Here is a 16,088-nt window from a genome sequence, read left to right as displayed (position 1 = left end):
AAATCGACTTTTGAGATACATCTCATGATTTTTTTAACTTTTTTGCGAGTGCTCCAATTTTAGTTGTCCTCGCTCGAATTGACTTTCCTCAGCACCTTATTTGATATAAGCTTGGTGAGTTTTCTCGCTCCCTAACTCTTTTAACGCTTCTCAGACTTCTTGCACCGTCATTATTATCACCTCATAGAGTAAATAAAAAGCCAGTGGCTGAATTGCCACTGGCTTTAGGATGTCCAGGTCATAAACTGCATTTCTTGAACCGAGATTCCTCAAATATTAAAGTTCAACATTGTGATAAACTTGTTGAACATCGTCAAGATCTTCTAAAGCATCAATTAGCTTTTCGAATTTTGCTAGGTCATCGCCTTCAAGTTGGATTTCAGTTTGTGGAAGCATTGTTAATTCCGCTACTGTGAATTCCGTAATACCTTGAGCTTTTAAAGCTTCTTGTACTGCGTTGAATTGAGATGGTTCAGCATAAATAATTGTTGCTTCACCTTCATCAAATACATCACGTACATCAACATCCGCTTCGATTAGCATTTCAAGAACTTCCTCAGCTTCTTTTCCTTCAATACCGAATACAGCTGTAGGGTCGAACATATAAGCTACAGAACCGCTGACACCCATGTTCCCGTTGTTTTTACCGTATGTAGCACGTACATCTGCAGCAGTACGGTTAACATTATTTGTTAAAGCGTCAACAATGACCATTGAGCCATTTGGTCCGAAACCTTCGTAACGTAGTTCGTCGAAGTTTTCGTCCCCGCCACCTTTAGCTTTATCAATTGCACGATCAATAATATGTTTTGGTACACTGTATGTTTTTGCACGTTCTAAAACAACTTTTAATGCACCGTTAGATTCTGGATTAGGTTCCCCTTGTTTAGCAGCTACATAAATTTCACGTCCAAATTTAGCGTTAATACGGCTTGTACTTTGGTCTTTAGCAGCTTTTTTCTCTTTAATATTGTTCCACTTACGTCCCATGTATTTTCACTCTCTTTCAAATAGTCTACATATAAATGACGCGTAGGCGTCGCCTTTTGCCCACTTGAGGATAAGCCATTAATTTACTGTAGTATTATACACTATTTTCATAGCAATTAATATATTCGTCAAATGCGAAAAAGAGGCAAAACTAGTCTTCTTTCTTATTTTTCAGCGTTTTATACCTTTTTCTAGTTCCTGTAAGTCTTTAGCATTGGAAGTATTGGAAAACCATATGCAATTAAAAATATAAACTCTACGCATCTCTTTTAAAATGGCAGGGTAGCTTATACTAAGTTATCTCAATGAGTTTTTTTATTGTTAGATTTCCGTTTATTGCCTATATGTCTCAGCTTATGCGTTAGACCAAACATGCCCGGTATAAATATTGGCATCAATAGTAAGCTCATTAAGACAAGTCCTACTATGACAACTAGCGCTACTTGAATCAAGGTTAAAATACCTGAAGGAATCAGCGCTGCAAATGTACCACCTAAAATAATAGCTGCTGATAATACAACTGCTCCCATATTCTTTGCAGCTTCTATAATTGCTTCACTCGATTTCTGTTCAATCTCGTTGTATCGCATCATTAGAAAGATACTATAATCTACTCCTAGTGAAATCAACATAATGAAACCAAAGAAAGGGACATTCCAGCTTAGAGTATCAATATCTAAAATGTATTTACTAATTAATTCGCTAATTCCAAGTGATGAATAATAAGCAATAATTAATGAAGCTATAATAATTATAGATTTCCAAAAAGAACGTGTAATGATGACTAGTACAATTCCGATACCGACAAGCATAATGATAATAGTCCTCGTAAAATCACTACTTGAAATATCTTGCAAGTCTAAATTCTGAGAAGATTTACCACCCACAGCGATTTTTGTATCTTTCAATTCACCCGTTTTTGAAACTGATTCAATCCGTTCATTGATTTTCTCAACTATGTGCATCGCTTCTTTTGAATATGGATTAACATCAAGAACGACCATTAATCTTGTCAATTTTCGATTTTCTGACATGTACATAGCCAAGCTTTTTTGGAAATCTTCACCCTCTAAAAGATTCTTAGGCACAAAGAATTTTGCAGTAGAATTTGAATTACTAACATTCCCTAAATAATTTTGTGCATTTGCTAGACCAGTACTAACTTCATCTAAACCATCAGTACTATCTGAAAGACCTTTTTGCAAAACTTTCATATGATTTTGTAAATCCGAAAGCCCTGACTTCAATTGTTCCTGACCATTATTAATTTGGGTTAGTCCTGTTTGTAACTGCGGTAGATTACTAGTAATTTTCCTTGAACCAGACTCCCCCTTATCTAACCCCGTTTTTAATTCCCCTGCTCCATTTTTAAGTTGCTTCACTCCCTGTTCAACATATGTTAAACCGTTATTAATCTTTGATAATGAAGTATTCGCTTTATTAAATGAATCCATTGCATTTTTGTACTGTGGCTCAATTCTATTCATTTGATTTTTTAATATAGTAAGCTCTAGTTGACCTGCTCGTGCTATGTGTAAGGTTGTTCTTATATTTTTATCATTTTCTAATTCGGGGTTTGATTTGATCAAAGCCCTCATAGAGATTTCAATCTGTGTATACCCTTGTCTAGCACCACTAATTGCGTCACTCAATGATGAAAAATACTGTGAAAATGTATTCATACCCTTATATAGATCTGCGTAACCATCCTGTAATTGCTTGGAACCATTGGACAATTTCTCAATATTACTATTTAATTCATGAAGACCTGTTTGGATTTGACCTGCTCCTGTTACTCCATGTTGGAAGCCATTCGTTACTTTTTCCATAGCAGAATTTAAAGCCAACATACCTGATTTAACTTCCGTCGTACCATCAATCAACTTTTGAACATTTTGAATTCCATTATCATTGGCTCTACTAATCCCATCCTCAGCTGTTGATAAACCATCATGAATTGCACCTATACCCTCTTTTGCATTTCCTAACCCGCTATTTACTTGATCGGTTTGACGATTCAAGTAAAGCTCCTTTACCCGGTTTCCTTCAGGCCTAGTTGATGAGTATACTTTTGAGACTCCATTTATTTCTGCAATAGATTGGGTCAATTCATCAAGTGCTTGTAGAAATTTTTGGTTATCCAAGGTCTCTCTTCCTTTAATAACGATATTAGTTGGAGATGAGAAACCTGATGGGAAGTGCTCTTCAATAACTTTAATTCCTTGCTTGGATTCATAGCTATCAGAAATCTCTAATAAGTCATTGTAATTCAATTCCCCTGAATTTTTCAGTATAAAAGGTGTACATATAACGGCTACTAAAAGCAACCATAAAATGGGTCTTAAATAAGCATGCCTCGCTAAAGTTGACCATAATTTACTGTTACCCTGTCCTTCGAAATTTCTAATTGGCCAGAACATTTTTTTACCTAAGAAAACCATAAAGAATGGATTCAACGTGACTAGGACAAGTAATAAGCCCCCCACACCAACTGCTACGAGTGAACTCGCCTTGTATAAAGGGAAATCTGAAAGGCTTAATGCTATAAAACCTATAAAGACAGCCGCTCCACTATAAAGGACAGTTTTTCCAGCCGTTTTATAGGTTGCTTTTACAGCTACTAAATTATCTCTTGTATCTCTAAGTTCTTTTTTAAATCGTGTGTACAGTAAGATGTTATAATCTGTGCCGATGCCAAATAGTGCTACAACTAGGAATACTTGCGTGAAATTGGAGAATGGAAAATTCCACCTATCCACTAAATGCGCAATAGTTCCTAAAGACACGATGTACGCTATACCGACTGTTACTAAAGAAATTAGCGGAACTATCGGTGAACGGAAAACTAGAATTAATACAACTATGATGAAAACAATGGCAATAACTTCTGTCTTCTTAACACCTTCTTGTGTAGATTTTGCAAAATCTCTAATTACCAAGTCGTTTCCAGTTAAATATGTATTTACATTTTCCATTTGAAAATATGTATTTAATTCTTTAACAATGTTAGAAAGTTCACCTTGCTTTTTATCGATAGAAAATTGTGTCAAAATAGTTGTCCCATCTTCTGAAACAAGTTGTGATTTCAGTTCTTTACTGTCTGTATGTGCCATTATTGCTGTAATACCTAAATCATCTTCATGACTTTTTAAACGAGCTACTACTTTATGAATTTCTTCTAATTGCTCGACAGATAATTCTTTATTCGTATCACTATGGAAGACTGCGGTGAGATAATAGTGGTGTTCACCACTATTATCATTCATTTCTTTCATCATCTCAGTTGCAATTCCACTTTGTACTGTATTACCTATATTTATTCGCCCTTTTTCCTTAACAAGCCTATCCATATTGGGCATTGTTAAAACCATGACTATCGTTATGATTAACCATGCTACTAATGCTACCGACCTAACATTTATAAACTTCTTCAACCTTTTACACCTCTTATTCTAAAAAACGGAACCTTATTAAACACTTTCGCTTGTTTAATCACTTTCGGTTACCGGATCTTTTTCACTACCATTTTTTAATGTATATTCCATATCTATTATAATTATTTGATACAAACAAATATATATAAATAGTTTTTTATTATTTTTAAAGGGATTTCTTGAAAAAGTCCATAAAATGAATTTTTCTTCGATGTCGTTAATTTCCGTTCCGGCGGACGCTTTCCTGGGGGCGAACCTTGAGCCTCCTCGTCGCTAACGCTCCTGTGGGGTCTCAAGATGTTCGCTGGTTCCCCAAGGAGTCGCCGCCTACACTCCAATCAACTAGTTTTATCGTTTTTTTGAGTTTTCCATTCTTTCCGTTTCATACCTAGCCCTTTAAAGATGGCCGTTATAAAGACGGTGCCAAAAGCAAAACGTATTCAGTTTCAATAAAATCCACCGAACATGATGAGCAAGCAACTTTTCAAGAAACGGAAAGATTCAAAGACTTAGCAAAAAAGCGCTATAAAATTGAAGCGAAGAATAGTGAGTTGAAAAATCCCCATGGCTACAATACGGCAAAGTCGGCGGGTTTATTTGGCCTGGGAGTCCAAGGAGCTACAACAATATTCGCGGTGAAATTGGAACGTATCTTAAAGGTAATAAATGAAGAATAAGGGAAATATCAAAAAAACACCGGCACTTTTTGTTCAAAATCGAACAAAAAGTACCGGTGTTTACTAATTGAAGAACATTACATTTTAAAAATGTTCCCTTACTTAGATATTGATATAGGGAAAAACTTAAGCTTTACTTCTCCATTCACTGCTTTTTTTGATATAAAACCATATTCCCTACTATCTGAGCTTTCCAAACGATTATCTCCAAGAACAAAATAGCTATTGGCAGGTACTGTTTTTTCATCAGTCAATTCTTCTAATGTAAAATCATATGTAAAGTGGCCTTCCAATAAATTTTCTTTCTTCGCATCTAAATAAGGTTCATCATACGCTTTTCCATTTATGTAAAGAGTGTCATCCTCCATTGCCACATGATCACCTGGTAAGCCAATTACCCTTTTTATATACTTCTCATCTGAGTCTGGCGCATCAAATACAATAATATCAAACCTTTCAATACGGCTTAATTTGCTTACTAACACTTTATTGTCATTGACATATGTTGGTTCCATTGACTCTCCCTTAACTGTAATAGGCGCAATTAAAAACTGGCGACAAACAACAGCGATAATTACAGCAATGAGAATGGGACGTAACCATGAAAGTAACTCTCTCTTTTGACTTTTTTTCACTTAAATTCTCCCCTTACTAAAGATATTTCTTTATAGCTTAACATTAGTTATATTATCCCATCTACCATCTCATTAACGCAATTTTTTCACAAAAAATATTTTAAGAACAACAGTTAAATCGCTTTTCCGCGTAATTAGACCTAAAAAAAACGCCATATCATAGCTGATATGGCACACAACGATAGTGTTCCTCTATGTATTTCAATAATCCTTTAATACAATAAGATGTTCTTCCGTTATCCCCAAAACATCATAAACCTTTTGTAAAGTCGATTCACGTACTTTTGTATCTCCACGTTCAATTCGACTTACCGTCTTCTGTGTCACATTTGCCTGTACGGCTAATTCAGACTGCGTTAGTCCAACTGACATTCTATGTTTGAAAATCAATTGACTACGCTTTTCTGCCATTACTTCTAACGGAGACTTACCTCCAAATTTCTCGTCTTTTTCATAAAAATCAACAGTAACCATACGCTCCACCCCTAAAAGAAATTGTGTATTAACGATTCTTTTTAGCTACTTTAAAGTTGATTTGCCCTCGCAATAAGTAGATATACTCTATTATGTTATATAGTCACTAACTGATGAAAATCAGTTAGCATCATGAGCAATTTTCTCTTCTAGCTTCTTCTGTAACGTAGCTAATTGTTCTTCAAGAAGATGCGTAAATTCTTCTCTTCCAGCTTTACCTTTAGCCGTAATATAAATGGGTTCACCATAAATAAGGTAGCCCTTTTCACGAGCAAACACTTCATGCGGTGTATTCGGCCCAATATATGCAGCTGGTACAATGGGTACTTTTGATAATTGAGCAATTGTAATCGCACCCTGCTTTAGAGAGTTTCCTTCCGCATTTCGTGTTCCACTTGGGAAAATCCCTACTACTTCACCATCTTTTAACAACTTCATTGGTACTTTAATTGCGCTTGGACCTGGATTATCGCGATCTACAGGAAAAGCATTCATCTTCGTAATAAACCAACCTAACAGCTTATGATCAAAAAGTTGCTTCTTAGCCATGAAGTGAATAGGTTTCGGGTATATAGAAACACCAAGATTCAAAATATCAATCCAACCTGTATGAGTACAAGCTATAATGTAACCACCCTCTGTTGGCACATGATGCTTGTCAAAAACTTTCACTTTATTAAATAAACCTAAAAATTTTACTACAAAAAGACCTACAAATTTATACACTTTTCTACTCCTTACTTAACTCCATGAATATCTATCTTCAGCGATATTCATTTACTACGATTGTTACTATTTTGAAGAGACCTAATATCCTATACTAGAGATAGTATCTACAAAAGAAATTATATTCAAACGATAGCAACGAATAGGTGGCTCATACATTGAATCCATAATTCTACATTCCCCTACCTATTATTGTAATCTATATTTATAAAATTTGTAGCCAATGTACAAAAAAATGTAAAAATTAATTGTTTTTTCAAATATTTTAAGTTAAACGAGGTATTTTATGCGAAATCGAGCTGCAACAGTCATTATAAGAGCTTTATTGCTGAGCGAGCCGCGATTAGAGAAACATTAGAAGAGCTAGGTGTCCACCTCAGGATAGGGAATACCCCACAATTATTCTATTAAATGGTACACGATATTATTTCATAGCTCAAACCATAGATGGCAAATTTGGCACCAAAAATGGAAGAGAATTCACAAATTCTTCAATTGAAAGTGGTACATATGAAGCTGTCTGGATGCCTCTTACGAAAATAAGTGAATTAGATGTACGCCCAATAGAAGTAGTAAGGATCCTTATGGGCAATAATTCTTCCAACTAAAAAGCATCATAAAGTCTAAAACTTAGACGATATGATGCTTCTTCTCTATTCAACTTAGCGCATTTGCTTCACTAAAAATCCACCATTGAGCTTACTTGGCTCATATGAAATAACAAATGCCTTTGGCGATATGCCTATTATTGTTGCACGTAATTTTGCTTCATTTTTGCGCTTTGCTATTACTGTCATACTTATTTTCTTACCATCCTTGCCATCTGCAAACCATGAAGTGACGCCATACCCTTTAGTACGCAACTCTCCAACTAGTGCTGCTTCACTTGCATCGACTATTACTTCAAATAGTACATAACCTAATGCCAAGCGCTGTTCAATTAAACTTCCCGAATATACCCCTAATCCCCAACCTAGACAGTAAGCAGCGATATTCCATGGATTATCCAGATTGTCTAATACGATAGTTAATCCCATCAAATAGATAAATACTTCTACCATTGAGAGCAGAGACGCAACTTTCGGATAACCTTTAATGACCAAAATCAGCCGTAGCGTTGTTAAAGTCATATAAGAAATGTTAATCACAATGATTAGTAAAATCATTTCAACCATAGTTTTCAACTCCTAGTCGCATTCAGCATAAATTCTTTACATATATTTATAGTTCCCGAAGAATAGATTTATACACTTAAAAATGAAAGAAGCCACTTGTAAAAAAGTAGCTCCTTTCATTCCGATAATTTATTTAAATGGTTTTGTGATGAATCTCCTGGACAAGTTTGTGGACAAGTTGTGGAAAACTACTATTCAATGTAGTAAATGTATACCCTGCTGATTCTGCTTTTGATGTCTCCATATACCATGAATTTGGAATATTATAAGGAGAAACATTTGCCTGTTCCACTTCAGCTGAAACAATCGCCTTTTTTCCGACTTCTTCTTCAATAATTTCTAACATTTCAGCTAATGAATAAGTGCCTTTTAATGTCGCATTTATTGGCCCAGTAACATGCCCTAGTCCGACCCATCGTAAGAAAGAACCTGCTTCATCAGATGAGATAAAAGACATACGTGCTTCTGTATTAACGATTCCTATCTCTTCTTCATTTTTCACATGATCAACATGGAAAAGTAATCTTTCTGTATAATCCTCTTCGCCAATTACAATTGGGAATCGAATCGCTGTTACCGGAAACGTTGCTTTTTGGAAAAATACAGCTTCTGCTAAACGCTTTCCTTCCCCATATGAAAATGCATTTCGATCTCCAATTTGAATCGGATAATTATACGGATCAAAATCTTCTTCTATTTTAGCTACCCCATCTGCTGGATAAACAGATAATGTCGATGTAAAAATATAATGGCCTACATTTTTTTCAAAGATAGCACAAGCTACTGCTGCATCATCTGGTGAATAACAAATATTATCATATACAATATCCCATTGTTCATTTCCTACTGCTGATTTAAGCGCTTTTGCATTGAGTCTATCTACTTTGATTTGTTTTACCTTATCACCGAATGGGTTGGCTAAATTTCCTCGTGTAGCAATTGTTACATCATGTCCATCCTTCACTAATAATTCAACTAATCTCTTGCCAAAAAAACGCGTGCCACCTAATACTAAAATTTTTTTCATAATCTCTCCCCCTTACGAAATAAGAAATTACTACCAATTCCATTTTATCAAATATTGCGTCATTTATATATTTTTAACCAGAGCAAAGCCCCCTGTACATTCTGCACAGGAGGCTAGTTATTACCTTTTTGCAACGGTAATGCTACCATTATCTGTTTTTAAGGAGATTGGTAATAAACCATTCCCCAAAGTTACTTTTTTCGTCTTCTCACCGAAAATTATACTTTTCCCCATATCTTTTTTAGTCTGAATCGTAGCATTTTCTGGCTTTTCTTTTACGTATAATTGAATGCTTCCATTGTCAGTTTCCAATGAGATAGGTTTAGTGATAATAGGGATAAAAGCTTCAATACGACCATTATCTGTTTCTGCTTCAATGGTACCTGTTACTTCTTGTATTTCGATTCGACCATTATCTGTTTTAACCTTAACTGTCTCTGTTTGTACATGATGTAACTCTATACGTCCATTATCCGTCTCACCCGTTAATATCTTACATTGAACATCCTTTAGTGTAATACGACCATTGTCAGTTTCAACATGTAAGTTAGTCGCAGCACTATCTGTTAATAAAATTCTGCCATTATCCGATTCAATATGCATTAGAACAGCATGTAATTGCTCCGCTTTTGTCGCACCATTATCGTTATCAACGCGAATCATATCATACATACGTTTAGGTAATTTAATCGTCACTTTAGGTGCGTTTCCAAATGTTAAAATAATGCCAAATGCGAACCACTTTTTCTTCTCTTTAATAACGATTTTCAATGTATCTCCGACAATATCCATTGAAATCAGTTTATTGCTTAGTTGCTCTTTCATATCCACATATGCACGATCATCAGGTGATGGAACAATATCTAAGTCTGCAAAATCAGCCTCTATACTTACTTTCGTAAAGTATTCCCCTTTAGGCTGTTCCTCCGTTACCTTCATATCTTCTTCACCATAGGCCTTCAACAATTCCTCAGCAATATGTGATGGAGTCCCAAGAGCATCTATGATTGCAGTATCCGATTTCCCTTCACTTCGACCATTTGAAAAATACTCACGAAAATCACGAATAATGTCCTGTCTTTCTTCTTGCTTTAAACAATCCAACTCTTTTTCTAGTGCTTGTAAATAACGTTCCTCATTCATTTTGCATCCCCCTCATGGATTAAATGATTTACTCCAGTGATAAATGAATCCCATTCTTGACGTAATTCTTCTAGATAAGTTAAGCCCAGCCCTGTAATCTGATAATACTTACGTGGCGGTCCTTCAGTTGATTCCTTTAAATAAGTGGTAAAGTAGCCTTCCTTCGTGAGACGGCGAAGCAATGGATAAACAGAGCCTTCGGAAATTTCAATTTGATGTGAAATAGCTTGCACTAGCTCATATCCATAATAGTCCTGCTTTTCAAGCAAAGCCAATACACATAAATTTAAAACACCCTTTTTAAACTGAACGTTCATTTAGCTTCCTCCTTCACTACTGTTTATTAATCAGTACTATAACATATGTCTATTATTCATTGCAAGGTACTGAATTTAATAAAAATGCTATAATTTTTTGAAGGATAGCGCTTAGCCCATAACTACATCATATATATGCTTACAAAAAATACAAATGCCGCTACACAATATACCAGTATTTATGACCAATGATCGATTTTTTTAAGTTCATGCATGCCACTAAAGGGCATAGCTATTCCTAATGGTAGCATCATGTATGGCAGTCCTGTCACAAGGCTATAAATTGCTAGTACAATCGCAATTACACTAAAAGCAAACAAAAAGCTACCTCTGGTGAGATAGCTTTTGTAACAGTTATGCTTTTTTCTTCGAGTCTTGCTTTGCCAAAAATATAAAAAGTCCTATTAAGCTAATGATGTTCAAAGTCGTGCCGCTAATTAGTAATATCCATTGCATCGTCAAAGGTAAATTACGTGTCATACCAAATGTGATACTAAGAGAGCCGACAGCGATTAACACCATGTATAATGGTAAACCTTTTAACAAATTACATCGCCTCTTTATTTGAAAATTTCAGTCTTATTTATTTTGATAGTACCACGATAAATATGAATCTGCTACAAAAAGAAATTAATACTTCACAACAATATGTTCCGTAATTTTTGTTAAAGTAAATTACCTTTCTTTTTGATCAACGAATACATTTTTCAACATTATTTATTGTACAGCCGTCTCTAAAAGGCGAAATTCAATTCTGTTATCATTTGCTTGGATTGAAGCTTGAATACCGTTTGGTAAAATGCACATTGGATCCGTGTGACCAAAGTCAGCGTTATAAACAATCGGAAAATCAAACCCTTCTGTAGCTCGTTGTAAAATAGCTTGCAATAACCCATTATCATGATCTTCCCCGAAACCTACCGATGGATGGAAACGACCTATGACTAACGCAGAAATTTTATCATATATCCCCATATGTCGGAGTTGTGTAAAATAGCGATCTATTGATTCTGGACACTCACCTTCATCATCTTCTAAACATAAAATTGCTCCATCCACATTTGGAAAGTATTCTGTTCCAGCTAAAAGCAACATAACCCCAACATTACCTGCAATAATCTTACCCATGGCTTCTCCCTGATTGAAGATTTGCATACCCGAGTTAATTTCTTTAACGCGCTCCCTCGTATCTTTCTTGTCCCAAGATAATGACTCCAATACACGGTATGACGAGCTATTAATCTTAACAGTATCTAACTCAACCAATGTTTTTTTAAAATAATCATTTGTATAATCCATCAATCCATTGAATTCACCTAACTGTGGTAATATCGCGGGCCCCAAATATGTAACGAGTCCTGTTTTTTCATAAATAGCACTATGTAAAGCCGTAATATCACTATAGCCCATAAAGATTTTCGGATTATTTTTTATCAGTTCATAATCAATTTTGTCTATTAGCTGATGTGAACAAGTCCCACCAATTGTTGTAATGATTGCATCGATTTTCGGATTACTAAACATCTGATGTAAATCATCCAACCTTTCAGCTACTGTTCCTGCCATATAATGCTCAATTTTGCTCGCATGCTCACCGACGACTACGTGATATCCCATTCTCTCTAGAGCTTTTATACCTCTTTGGAAACGTTTTGGACAAAGCGCGGCTATACCTGAGGATGGTGCAATAATTCCAATTGTACTACCTTTTTTTAATCTGTTCGGTTTAATAATAGTCATGAATATAACCTCCTGTCTAAACACTTTTATTAACTTTAATACGAAATTTATAATAAAAAGCTGCCTTGGCAGCCCTTTTAAAATCAATATTTAAACCCACTTAAAACGTTCCCCTGTTTATTCACCTTAATAAATCGGCCGTCTTCTAAAATAATCTCCAGTGGATAACTTTTTGCTTCTTTCTTCGAAAAATACCATTGTCTCTTTGTAGGACCTAATAAAAGAAAGGCGCCTTCCTCCCTTTTACCTAAAAAGTTCAAAGCATTAGGATTTAGCGGTTCCTCATCTGTTGATACGATGCCATGCTTTTGCAACTCATTACCGACAGTCAAAGTATCATCTGTTGTAATATTTATTTCACTAATATTTAATAGATTTCTCGCGGAAAAAGATCTGGTTAGTTTTGTTTGTGGAGAACTGCCATAACGTGAAATGAGCTCGACAATATTCCCTGTTGGATCCTCGAAATAGCATGAGTAAGCCTTAGCTGATTCAAAATGCACCTCATCACTACCCTCTTCATCATTATTTAAAGATACTAACTGCATAATCCATTTTTTAGCTTCTACAAACAAATTACCTGGTACATTGAATGCAAAATGATAAAATGGAGTACCTTCCGCTTCATATTCTTTAAATTCTAAAACACTTCTACCAACAGCTATTTCAAAACAATTAATACTTTCATTTAAAAGCTCAAAACCTAATTTCTCTACATAAAAACCCCTTGTTTCTTCTAACTTAGAACTATACAAATTTACTTTTTGAATAATCATCCCAGTCCCTCCAATCGATACTTTCAGCATACATGAATAATATCGTTGAGTTATACCATCAATTGGATGAAATCTCTTTCCTTCTATTGAATGAGAAAGCTACTGCTAAAGTGTCCTATGAACAATGTAGCAATGGCGTTAGAAAAGCATTTTCAAAACTCCACTATCACCTTTTTGATGTGGACCAAAATCAAAAAAAACTGTACTACATATCCTTTACAGATTTATAGCACAGCATGTATTATTACTTTTTCTTTTGTTCTTTTAAAAAAGTTTCATATAGCGGTTTTAGCGTTTTTGAATTGATATCCATATTATTTTCATATGCATATTTCACTGCATAACCGAGTGCAATTGTCATTCCACCTGCTACACTAGCACCCACTACAGTACCTGCGCCTGGTACAAATTTTACAATTTGTCGGAAGATCGTTTTCCCAACATTTCCAACAATCGTTGCGATAATCATTTCTTTTGCCTTGTCTTTAGAGATAGGCTTTCCATAAAGCGTAGATAATTTCAGCATCATCCCTACTTGCAAAGTTGTTAGAGGGACAAAATCAGCTCCGGGAATCGGTACTGCGCCAATTGCCGCTGCCGATGCACCCGCGCCTAAAATCCACTTTTTCGCAGTAGCTGACTTATCGGCCATATGGGAAGCCATCAAGATATCTTTTTTTTTGACCTCTAAAAGTTCAAGTATCTTCTCTTGTAACATAGACATATTTTCACCCGTGCGAGAGGAAATCGGTGTCACGGGATACTTATAATTTGTATGATCTTGTACATATTTCACAAGGCTCGGTATATCATCAGCTGCATCAATTTTATTGAGCACTAAAATTATATCTTTATTTACTGCACTTATTTTCTTTAGTGAAGCAAGCTCAGTTTCCGAAAGTACAGTACCTGCTGCATTAAGGAAAAATAGCACGACATCTGCTTCATGGAAGAAACTCATCGTTATATCAGAGTTTTCACTTTTAATATCATCAAGTCCTGGAGTATCGACGAAAACAATTTTATCTTTGTATATATACTTTCTAATTTGTTGTGTTTCACCAGGTTTTGCGCCTACTGGTGCCACATCGTTACCCATTAATTTGTTTACCGTTGAGGATTTCCCGGCATTTACATCACCTATCATGGCTATCAAAATTTCCCGATTCAGTTGGGCATTAATTTCTTCTGATTTTTCTTCAAAAATACGATCAAATTCTGCATCTGTAAAAGGTTGATTTGAGTTCATCTGTTATAACCTCCTGAAGGCTGGACAATAATTCTCATATTTTAAAGCTATATCAGACCTCTTAAAAATGCAAACTTTTTACTTTTCTGCACTTTTGAATGCTTGTTTTATAAGTACTTTTGAAAAATCGCCCATATGTGCAAACCGTGTATCTTTCGTCTGGCCATTATAATAGCGATAATAAATTTGCTGACAAATGACGGCTAATTTAAAATAAGCAAATGTTAAATAATAATTGATATTGGATACATCTCGTCTACTTTTTTCAGCATATCGAGCAATAAATTCCTGACGTGAATAGAATCCTTCTTTTACCGTAATTGGTGGCTCACCTAAACCATATAACATCATAGTTGGATCATCTGCATGCATCCAATAACTTAGTGCTACCCCAACATCTGCTAACGGGTCGCCCACTGTAGTCATTTCCCAATCAAATAGTCCGGCCATTTCCTCATACTCTTTTGAAAACATTGCATTATTCAACTTATAATCATAATGAATAATTGTCGGTTCACTAGATTGAGGTAAATGCTCAATAAGCCATGTTGTTAGCTCATTGACTTCTTTTATATCAGACGTTTTCGCCTTGTCATAACGACTAATCCATCCCTGAACCTGTCTCTCCATAAAACCATCAGGCTTTACTATTCCTGTAAGTGCTGTTTTTTTATAATCAACTGCATGTAATGCCACTAACTGATCAACCATCACTTCAGATACTTTACGTGCCACCATGACTTCGTCAGTCGTACCTTCAGGAAACTCTGTGTCTAAGACCACACCTCTTCTTCTTTCCATAATGAAGAAAGGGCTACCTATAATCGTCATGTCATCTGAATAAATAATTGGCTTTGGAGCAACAGGAAATACAGGGTGCAATGAGGACAGCACTTTAAATTCTCGCTCCATATCATGTGCCTTCACTGCCACAGGACCTAATGGAGGTCGTCGTAATACTGCCTCCCATTCTCCAATTGTAAGTACATATGTTAAATTAGAATGCCCTGTACCAAACTGGCTAACCATAAGATTCCCTTCAGGTAAACTCTTTAAATTGGCATGTAGAAACGTTTCAAGTTTTTTAATATTCAGCTCTTCGCCACTACGCATAGGTATCGTATCTTGTATCATGAAAAACCCTCCTAGCTTTGAATTCCCTGTAAAATAAATGACGTGTATTGAGTCGCTAACTGCTTTGAAGTGATATCCCCATCAGAATCAAACCACTCATAGCTCCAATTAGTTACTCCTAACACAGCAAACGCCGTCAGCTTTGGCACAAGCCCCGCCTTAAACTCCCCTACGGCCTGACCCTGCTCAATTATTTCTTCAACTCGTATACGGAATAAACGACGCTTCTCTTTAACAATAACTGCATGATCTTCACTTAAATGACGCATTTCTCTAAAATAAACTCGCGCATAAGAACCTTGCCGTCCAATATCAAAAATAAGCATCTCTACAATTCTAGTAAGTTGTTCTGTAAAACTGCCTTCACTTTTTATAATTTCTTGCTGCCTAAGCAGTAAATCATCAATATAATACTGATGAATATCCATTAATAGCGCTTCTTTACTCGAGAAATAATAATAGAATGTCCCCTTAGTCACATTAAGAGCCTGTGTTATATGTTGAATTGATGTAGAGCTAAAACCCTTTTGCTCAAATAATTGTATACTCATTCGAATAATATCGTCTTTCACCATTGTCAAAACCCCTTAC

At 35.5% G+C, this 16,088-nt stretch carries 16 protein-coding genes and 1 pseudogene; 1 reads left to right on the top strand and 16 read right to left on the bottom strand.

The features are described 5' to 3' along the window. Positions 1 to 276: 276 nt before the first annotated feature. Positions 277 to 990, bottom strand: a complete 714-nt coding sequence (locus tag ACZLO7_RS02225) for a YebC/PmpR family DNA-binding transcriptional regulator (protein WP_464940819.1) — start codon at positions 988 to 990, stop codon at positions 277 to 279. Positions 991 to 1,292: 302 nt separating this feature from the next. Continuing rightward, complete coding sequence (locus ACZLO7_RS02220) at positions 1,293 to 4,424, bottom strand: MMPL family transporter (protein WP_464940818.1); 3,132 nt, start codon at positions 4,422 to 4,424, stop codon at positions 1,293 to 1,295. Between the two features lie 392 nt (positions 4,425 to 4,816). Between ACZLO7_RS02220 and ACZLO7_RS02215 the strand changes: the two are divergent. Continuing rightward, a pseudogene (locus ACZLO7_RS02215) lies at positions 4,817 to 5,101 on the top strand (IS5/IS1182 family transposase); the annotation flags it as partial. Between the two features lie 98 nt (positions 5,102 to 5,199). On the opposite strand, the gene lepB reads toward ACZLO7_RS02215, so the two are convergent. The 14 genes from lepB to ACZLO7_RS02145 all read right to left on the bottom strand — a co-directional run bounded on the left by lepB (position 5,200) and on the right by ACZLO7_RS02145 (position 16,069). Further along, positions 5,200 to 5,736, bottom strand: coding sequence for a signal peptidase I (lepB, locus tag ACZLO7_RS02210; RefSeq protein WP_464940817.1), 537 nt, complete (start codon positions 5,734 to 5,736; stop codon positions 5,200 to 5,202). Positions 5,737 to 5,937: 201 nt separating this feature from the next. After that, positions 5,938 to 6,210: a type II toxin-antitoxin system RelB family anti-toxin gene (gene relB / locus ACZLO7_RS02205; RefSeq protein WP_464940816.1), complete on the bottom strand. Its 273-nt coding sequence runs from the start codon at positions 6,208 to 6,210 to the stop codon at positions 5,938 to 5,940. Positions 6,211 to 6,330: 120 nt separating this feature from the next. Next, a complete protein-coding gene (locus ACZLO7_RS02200) occupies positions 6,331 to 6,936 on the bottom strand; it encodes a lysophospholipid acyltransferase family protein (RefSeq protein ID WP_464940815.1) in 606 nt (201 codons plus the stop codon). Between the two features lie 662 nt (positions 6,937 to 7,598). After that, a complete protein-coding gene (locus tag ACZLO7_RS02195) occupies positions 7,599 to 8,111 on the bottom strand; it encodes a DUF2179 domain-containing protein (RefSeq protein ID WP_464940814.1) in 513 nt (170 codons plus the stop codon). Positions 8,112 to 8,244: 133 nt separating this feature from the next. After that, positions 8,245 to 9,138, bottom strand: coding sequence for an NAD-dependent epimerase/dehydratase family protein (locus ACZLO7_RS02190; protein WP_464940813.1), 894 nt, complete (start codon positions 9,136 to 9,138; stop codon positions 8,245 to 8,247). 120 nt (positions 9,139 to 9,258) lie between these two features. After that, positions 9,259 to 10,281: a DUF4097 family beta strand repeat-containing protein gene (locus tag ACZLO7_RS02185; protein WP_464940812.1), complete on the bottom strand. Its 1,023-nt coding sequence runs from the start codon at positions 10,279 to 10,281 to the stop codon at positions 9,259 to 9,261. After that, positions 10,278 to 10,598 (bottom strand): PadR family transcriptional regulator, encoded by a 321-nt coding sequence (locus tag ACZLO7_RS02180; protein ID WP_464940811.1) that lies wholly within the window; start codon positions 10,596 to 10,598, stop codon positions 10,278 to 10,280. The genes ACZLO7_RS02185 and ACZLO7_RS02180 overlap by 4 nt, the downstream gene beginning before the upstream one ends. Positions 10,599 to 10,777: 179 nt before the next feature. Then, entirely contained in the window at positions 10,778 to 10,918 is a 141-nt protein-coding gene (locus tag ACZLO7_RS02175) for a hypothetical protein (protein ID WP_464940810.1), read from the bottom strand. 34 nt (positions 10,919 to 10,952) lie between these two features. Next, positions 10,953 to 11,144: a hypothetical protein gene (locus ACZLO7_RS02170; protein ID WP_464940809.1), complete on the bottom strand. Its 192-nt coding sequence runs from the start codon at positions 11,142 to 11,144 to the stop codon at positions 10,953 to 10,955. A 171-nt stretch (positions 11,145 to 11,315) separates the two neighbouring features. Further along, the gene (locus ACZLO7_RS02165; protein WP_464940808.1) at positions 11,316 to 12,338 is read right to left on the bottom strand and encodes a S66 family peptidase; all 1,023 of its coding nucleotides are present in this window, start codon (positions 12,336 to 12,338) and stop codon (positions 11,316 to 11,318) included. Between the two features lie 83 nt (positions 12,339 to 12,421). Continuing rightward, positions 12,422 to 13,114: a toxoflavin lyase-like VOC family protein gene (locus ACZLO7_RS02160; protein WP_464940807.1), complete on the bottom strand. Its 693-nt coding sequence runs from the start codon at positions 13,112 to 13,114 to the stop codon at positions 12,422 to 12,424. Between the two features lie 244 nt (positions 13,115 to 13,358). Further along, on the bottom strand, positions 13,359 to 14,363 hold the full coding sequence (locus tag ACZLO7_RS02155; protein ID WP_464940806.1) for a GTPase: 1,005 nt from the start codon (positions 14,361 to 14,363) through the stop codon (positions 13,359 to 13,361). Positions 14,364 to 14,441: 78 nt separating this feature from the next. Continuing rightward, positions 14,442 to 15,497 carry a phosphotransferase family protein gene (locus ACZLO7_RS02150; RefSeq protein ID WP_464940805.1) on the bottom strand — a complete coding sequence of 352 codons (1,056 nt, stop codon included), beginning with the start codon at positions 15,495 to 15,497 and terminating at the stop codon, positions 14,442 to 14,444. 11 nt (positions 15,498 to 15,508) lie between these two features. Continuing rightward, positions 15,509 to 16,069 carry a TetR/AcrR family transcriptional regulator gene (locus ACZLO7_RS02145; protein ID WP_511261416.1) on the bottom strand — a complete coding sequence of 187 codons (561 nt, stop codon included), beginning with the start codon at positions 16,067 to 16,069 and terminating at the stop codon, positions 15,509 to 15,511. Between the last annotated feature and the right edge of the window lie 19 nt (positions 16,070 to 16,088).

Source organism: Viridibacillus sp. d25.2 (assembly GCF_055456015.2).
Note: the sequence above shows the minus strand (reverse complement) of the source record. Positions and strands in the feature narration are given on the sequence as shown.

Bases quoted from the DNA above. Each gene is read 5' to 3' on its own strand.
- ACZLO7_RS02190 (WP_464940813.1), bottom strand. From the start codon at position 9,138: ATGAAAAAAATTTTAGTATTAGGTGGCACGCGTTTTTTTGGCAAGAGA.
- ACZLO7_RS02165 (WP_464940808.1), bottom strand. From the start codon at position 12,338: ATGACTATTATTAAACCGAACAGATTAAAAAAAGGTAGTACAATTGGA.
- ACZLO7_RS02185 (WP_464940812.1), bottom strand. From the start codon at position 10,281: ATGAATGAGGAACGTTATTTACAAGCACTAGAAAAAGAGTTGGATTGT.
- ACZLO7_RS02160 (WP_464940807.1), bottom strand. From the start codon at position 13,114: ATGATTATTCAAAAAGTAAATTTGTATAGTTCTAAGTTAGAAGAAACA.
- relB (WP_464940816.1), bottom strand. From the start codon at position 6,210: ATGGTTACTGTTGATTTTTATGAAAAAGACGAGAAATTTGGAGGTAAG.
- ACZLO7_RS02150 (WP_464940805.1), bottom strand. From the start codon at position 15,497: ATGATACAAGATACGATACCTATGCGTAGTGGCGAAGAGCTGAATATT.
- ACZLO7_RS02180 (WP_464940811.1), bottom strand. From the start codon at position 10,598: ATGAACGTTCAGTTTAAAAAGGGTGTTTTAAATTTATGTGTATTGGCT.
- ACZLO7_RS02195 (WP_464940814.1), bottom strand. From the start codon at position 8,111: ATGGTTGAAATGATTTTACTAATCATTGTGATTAACATTTCTTATATG.
- ACZLO7_RS02155 (WP_464940806.1), bottom strand. From the start codon at position 14,363: ATGAACTCAAATCAACCTTTTACAGATGCAGAATTTGATCGTATTTTT.
- ACZLO7_RS02225 (WP_464940819.1), bottom strand. From the start codon at position 990: ATGGGACGTAAGTGGAACAATATTAAAGAGAAAAAAGCTGCTAAAGAC.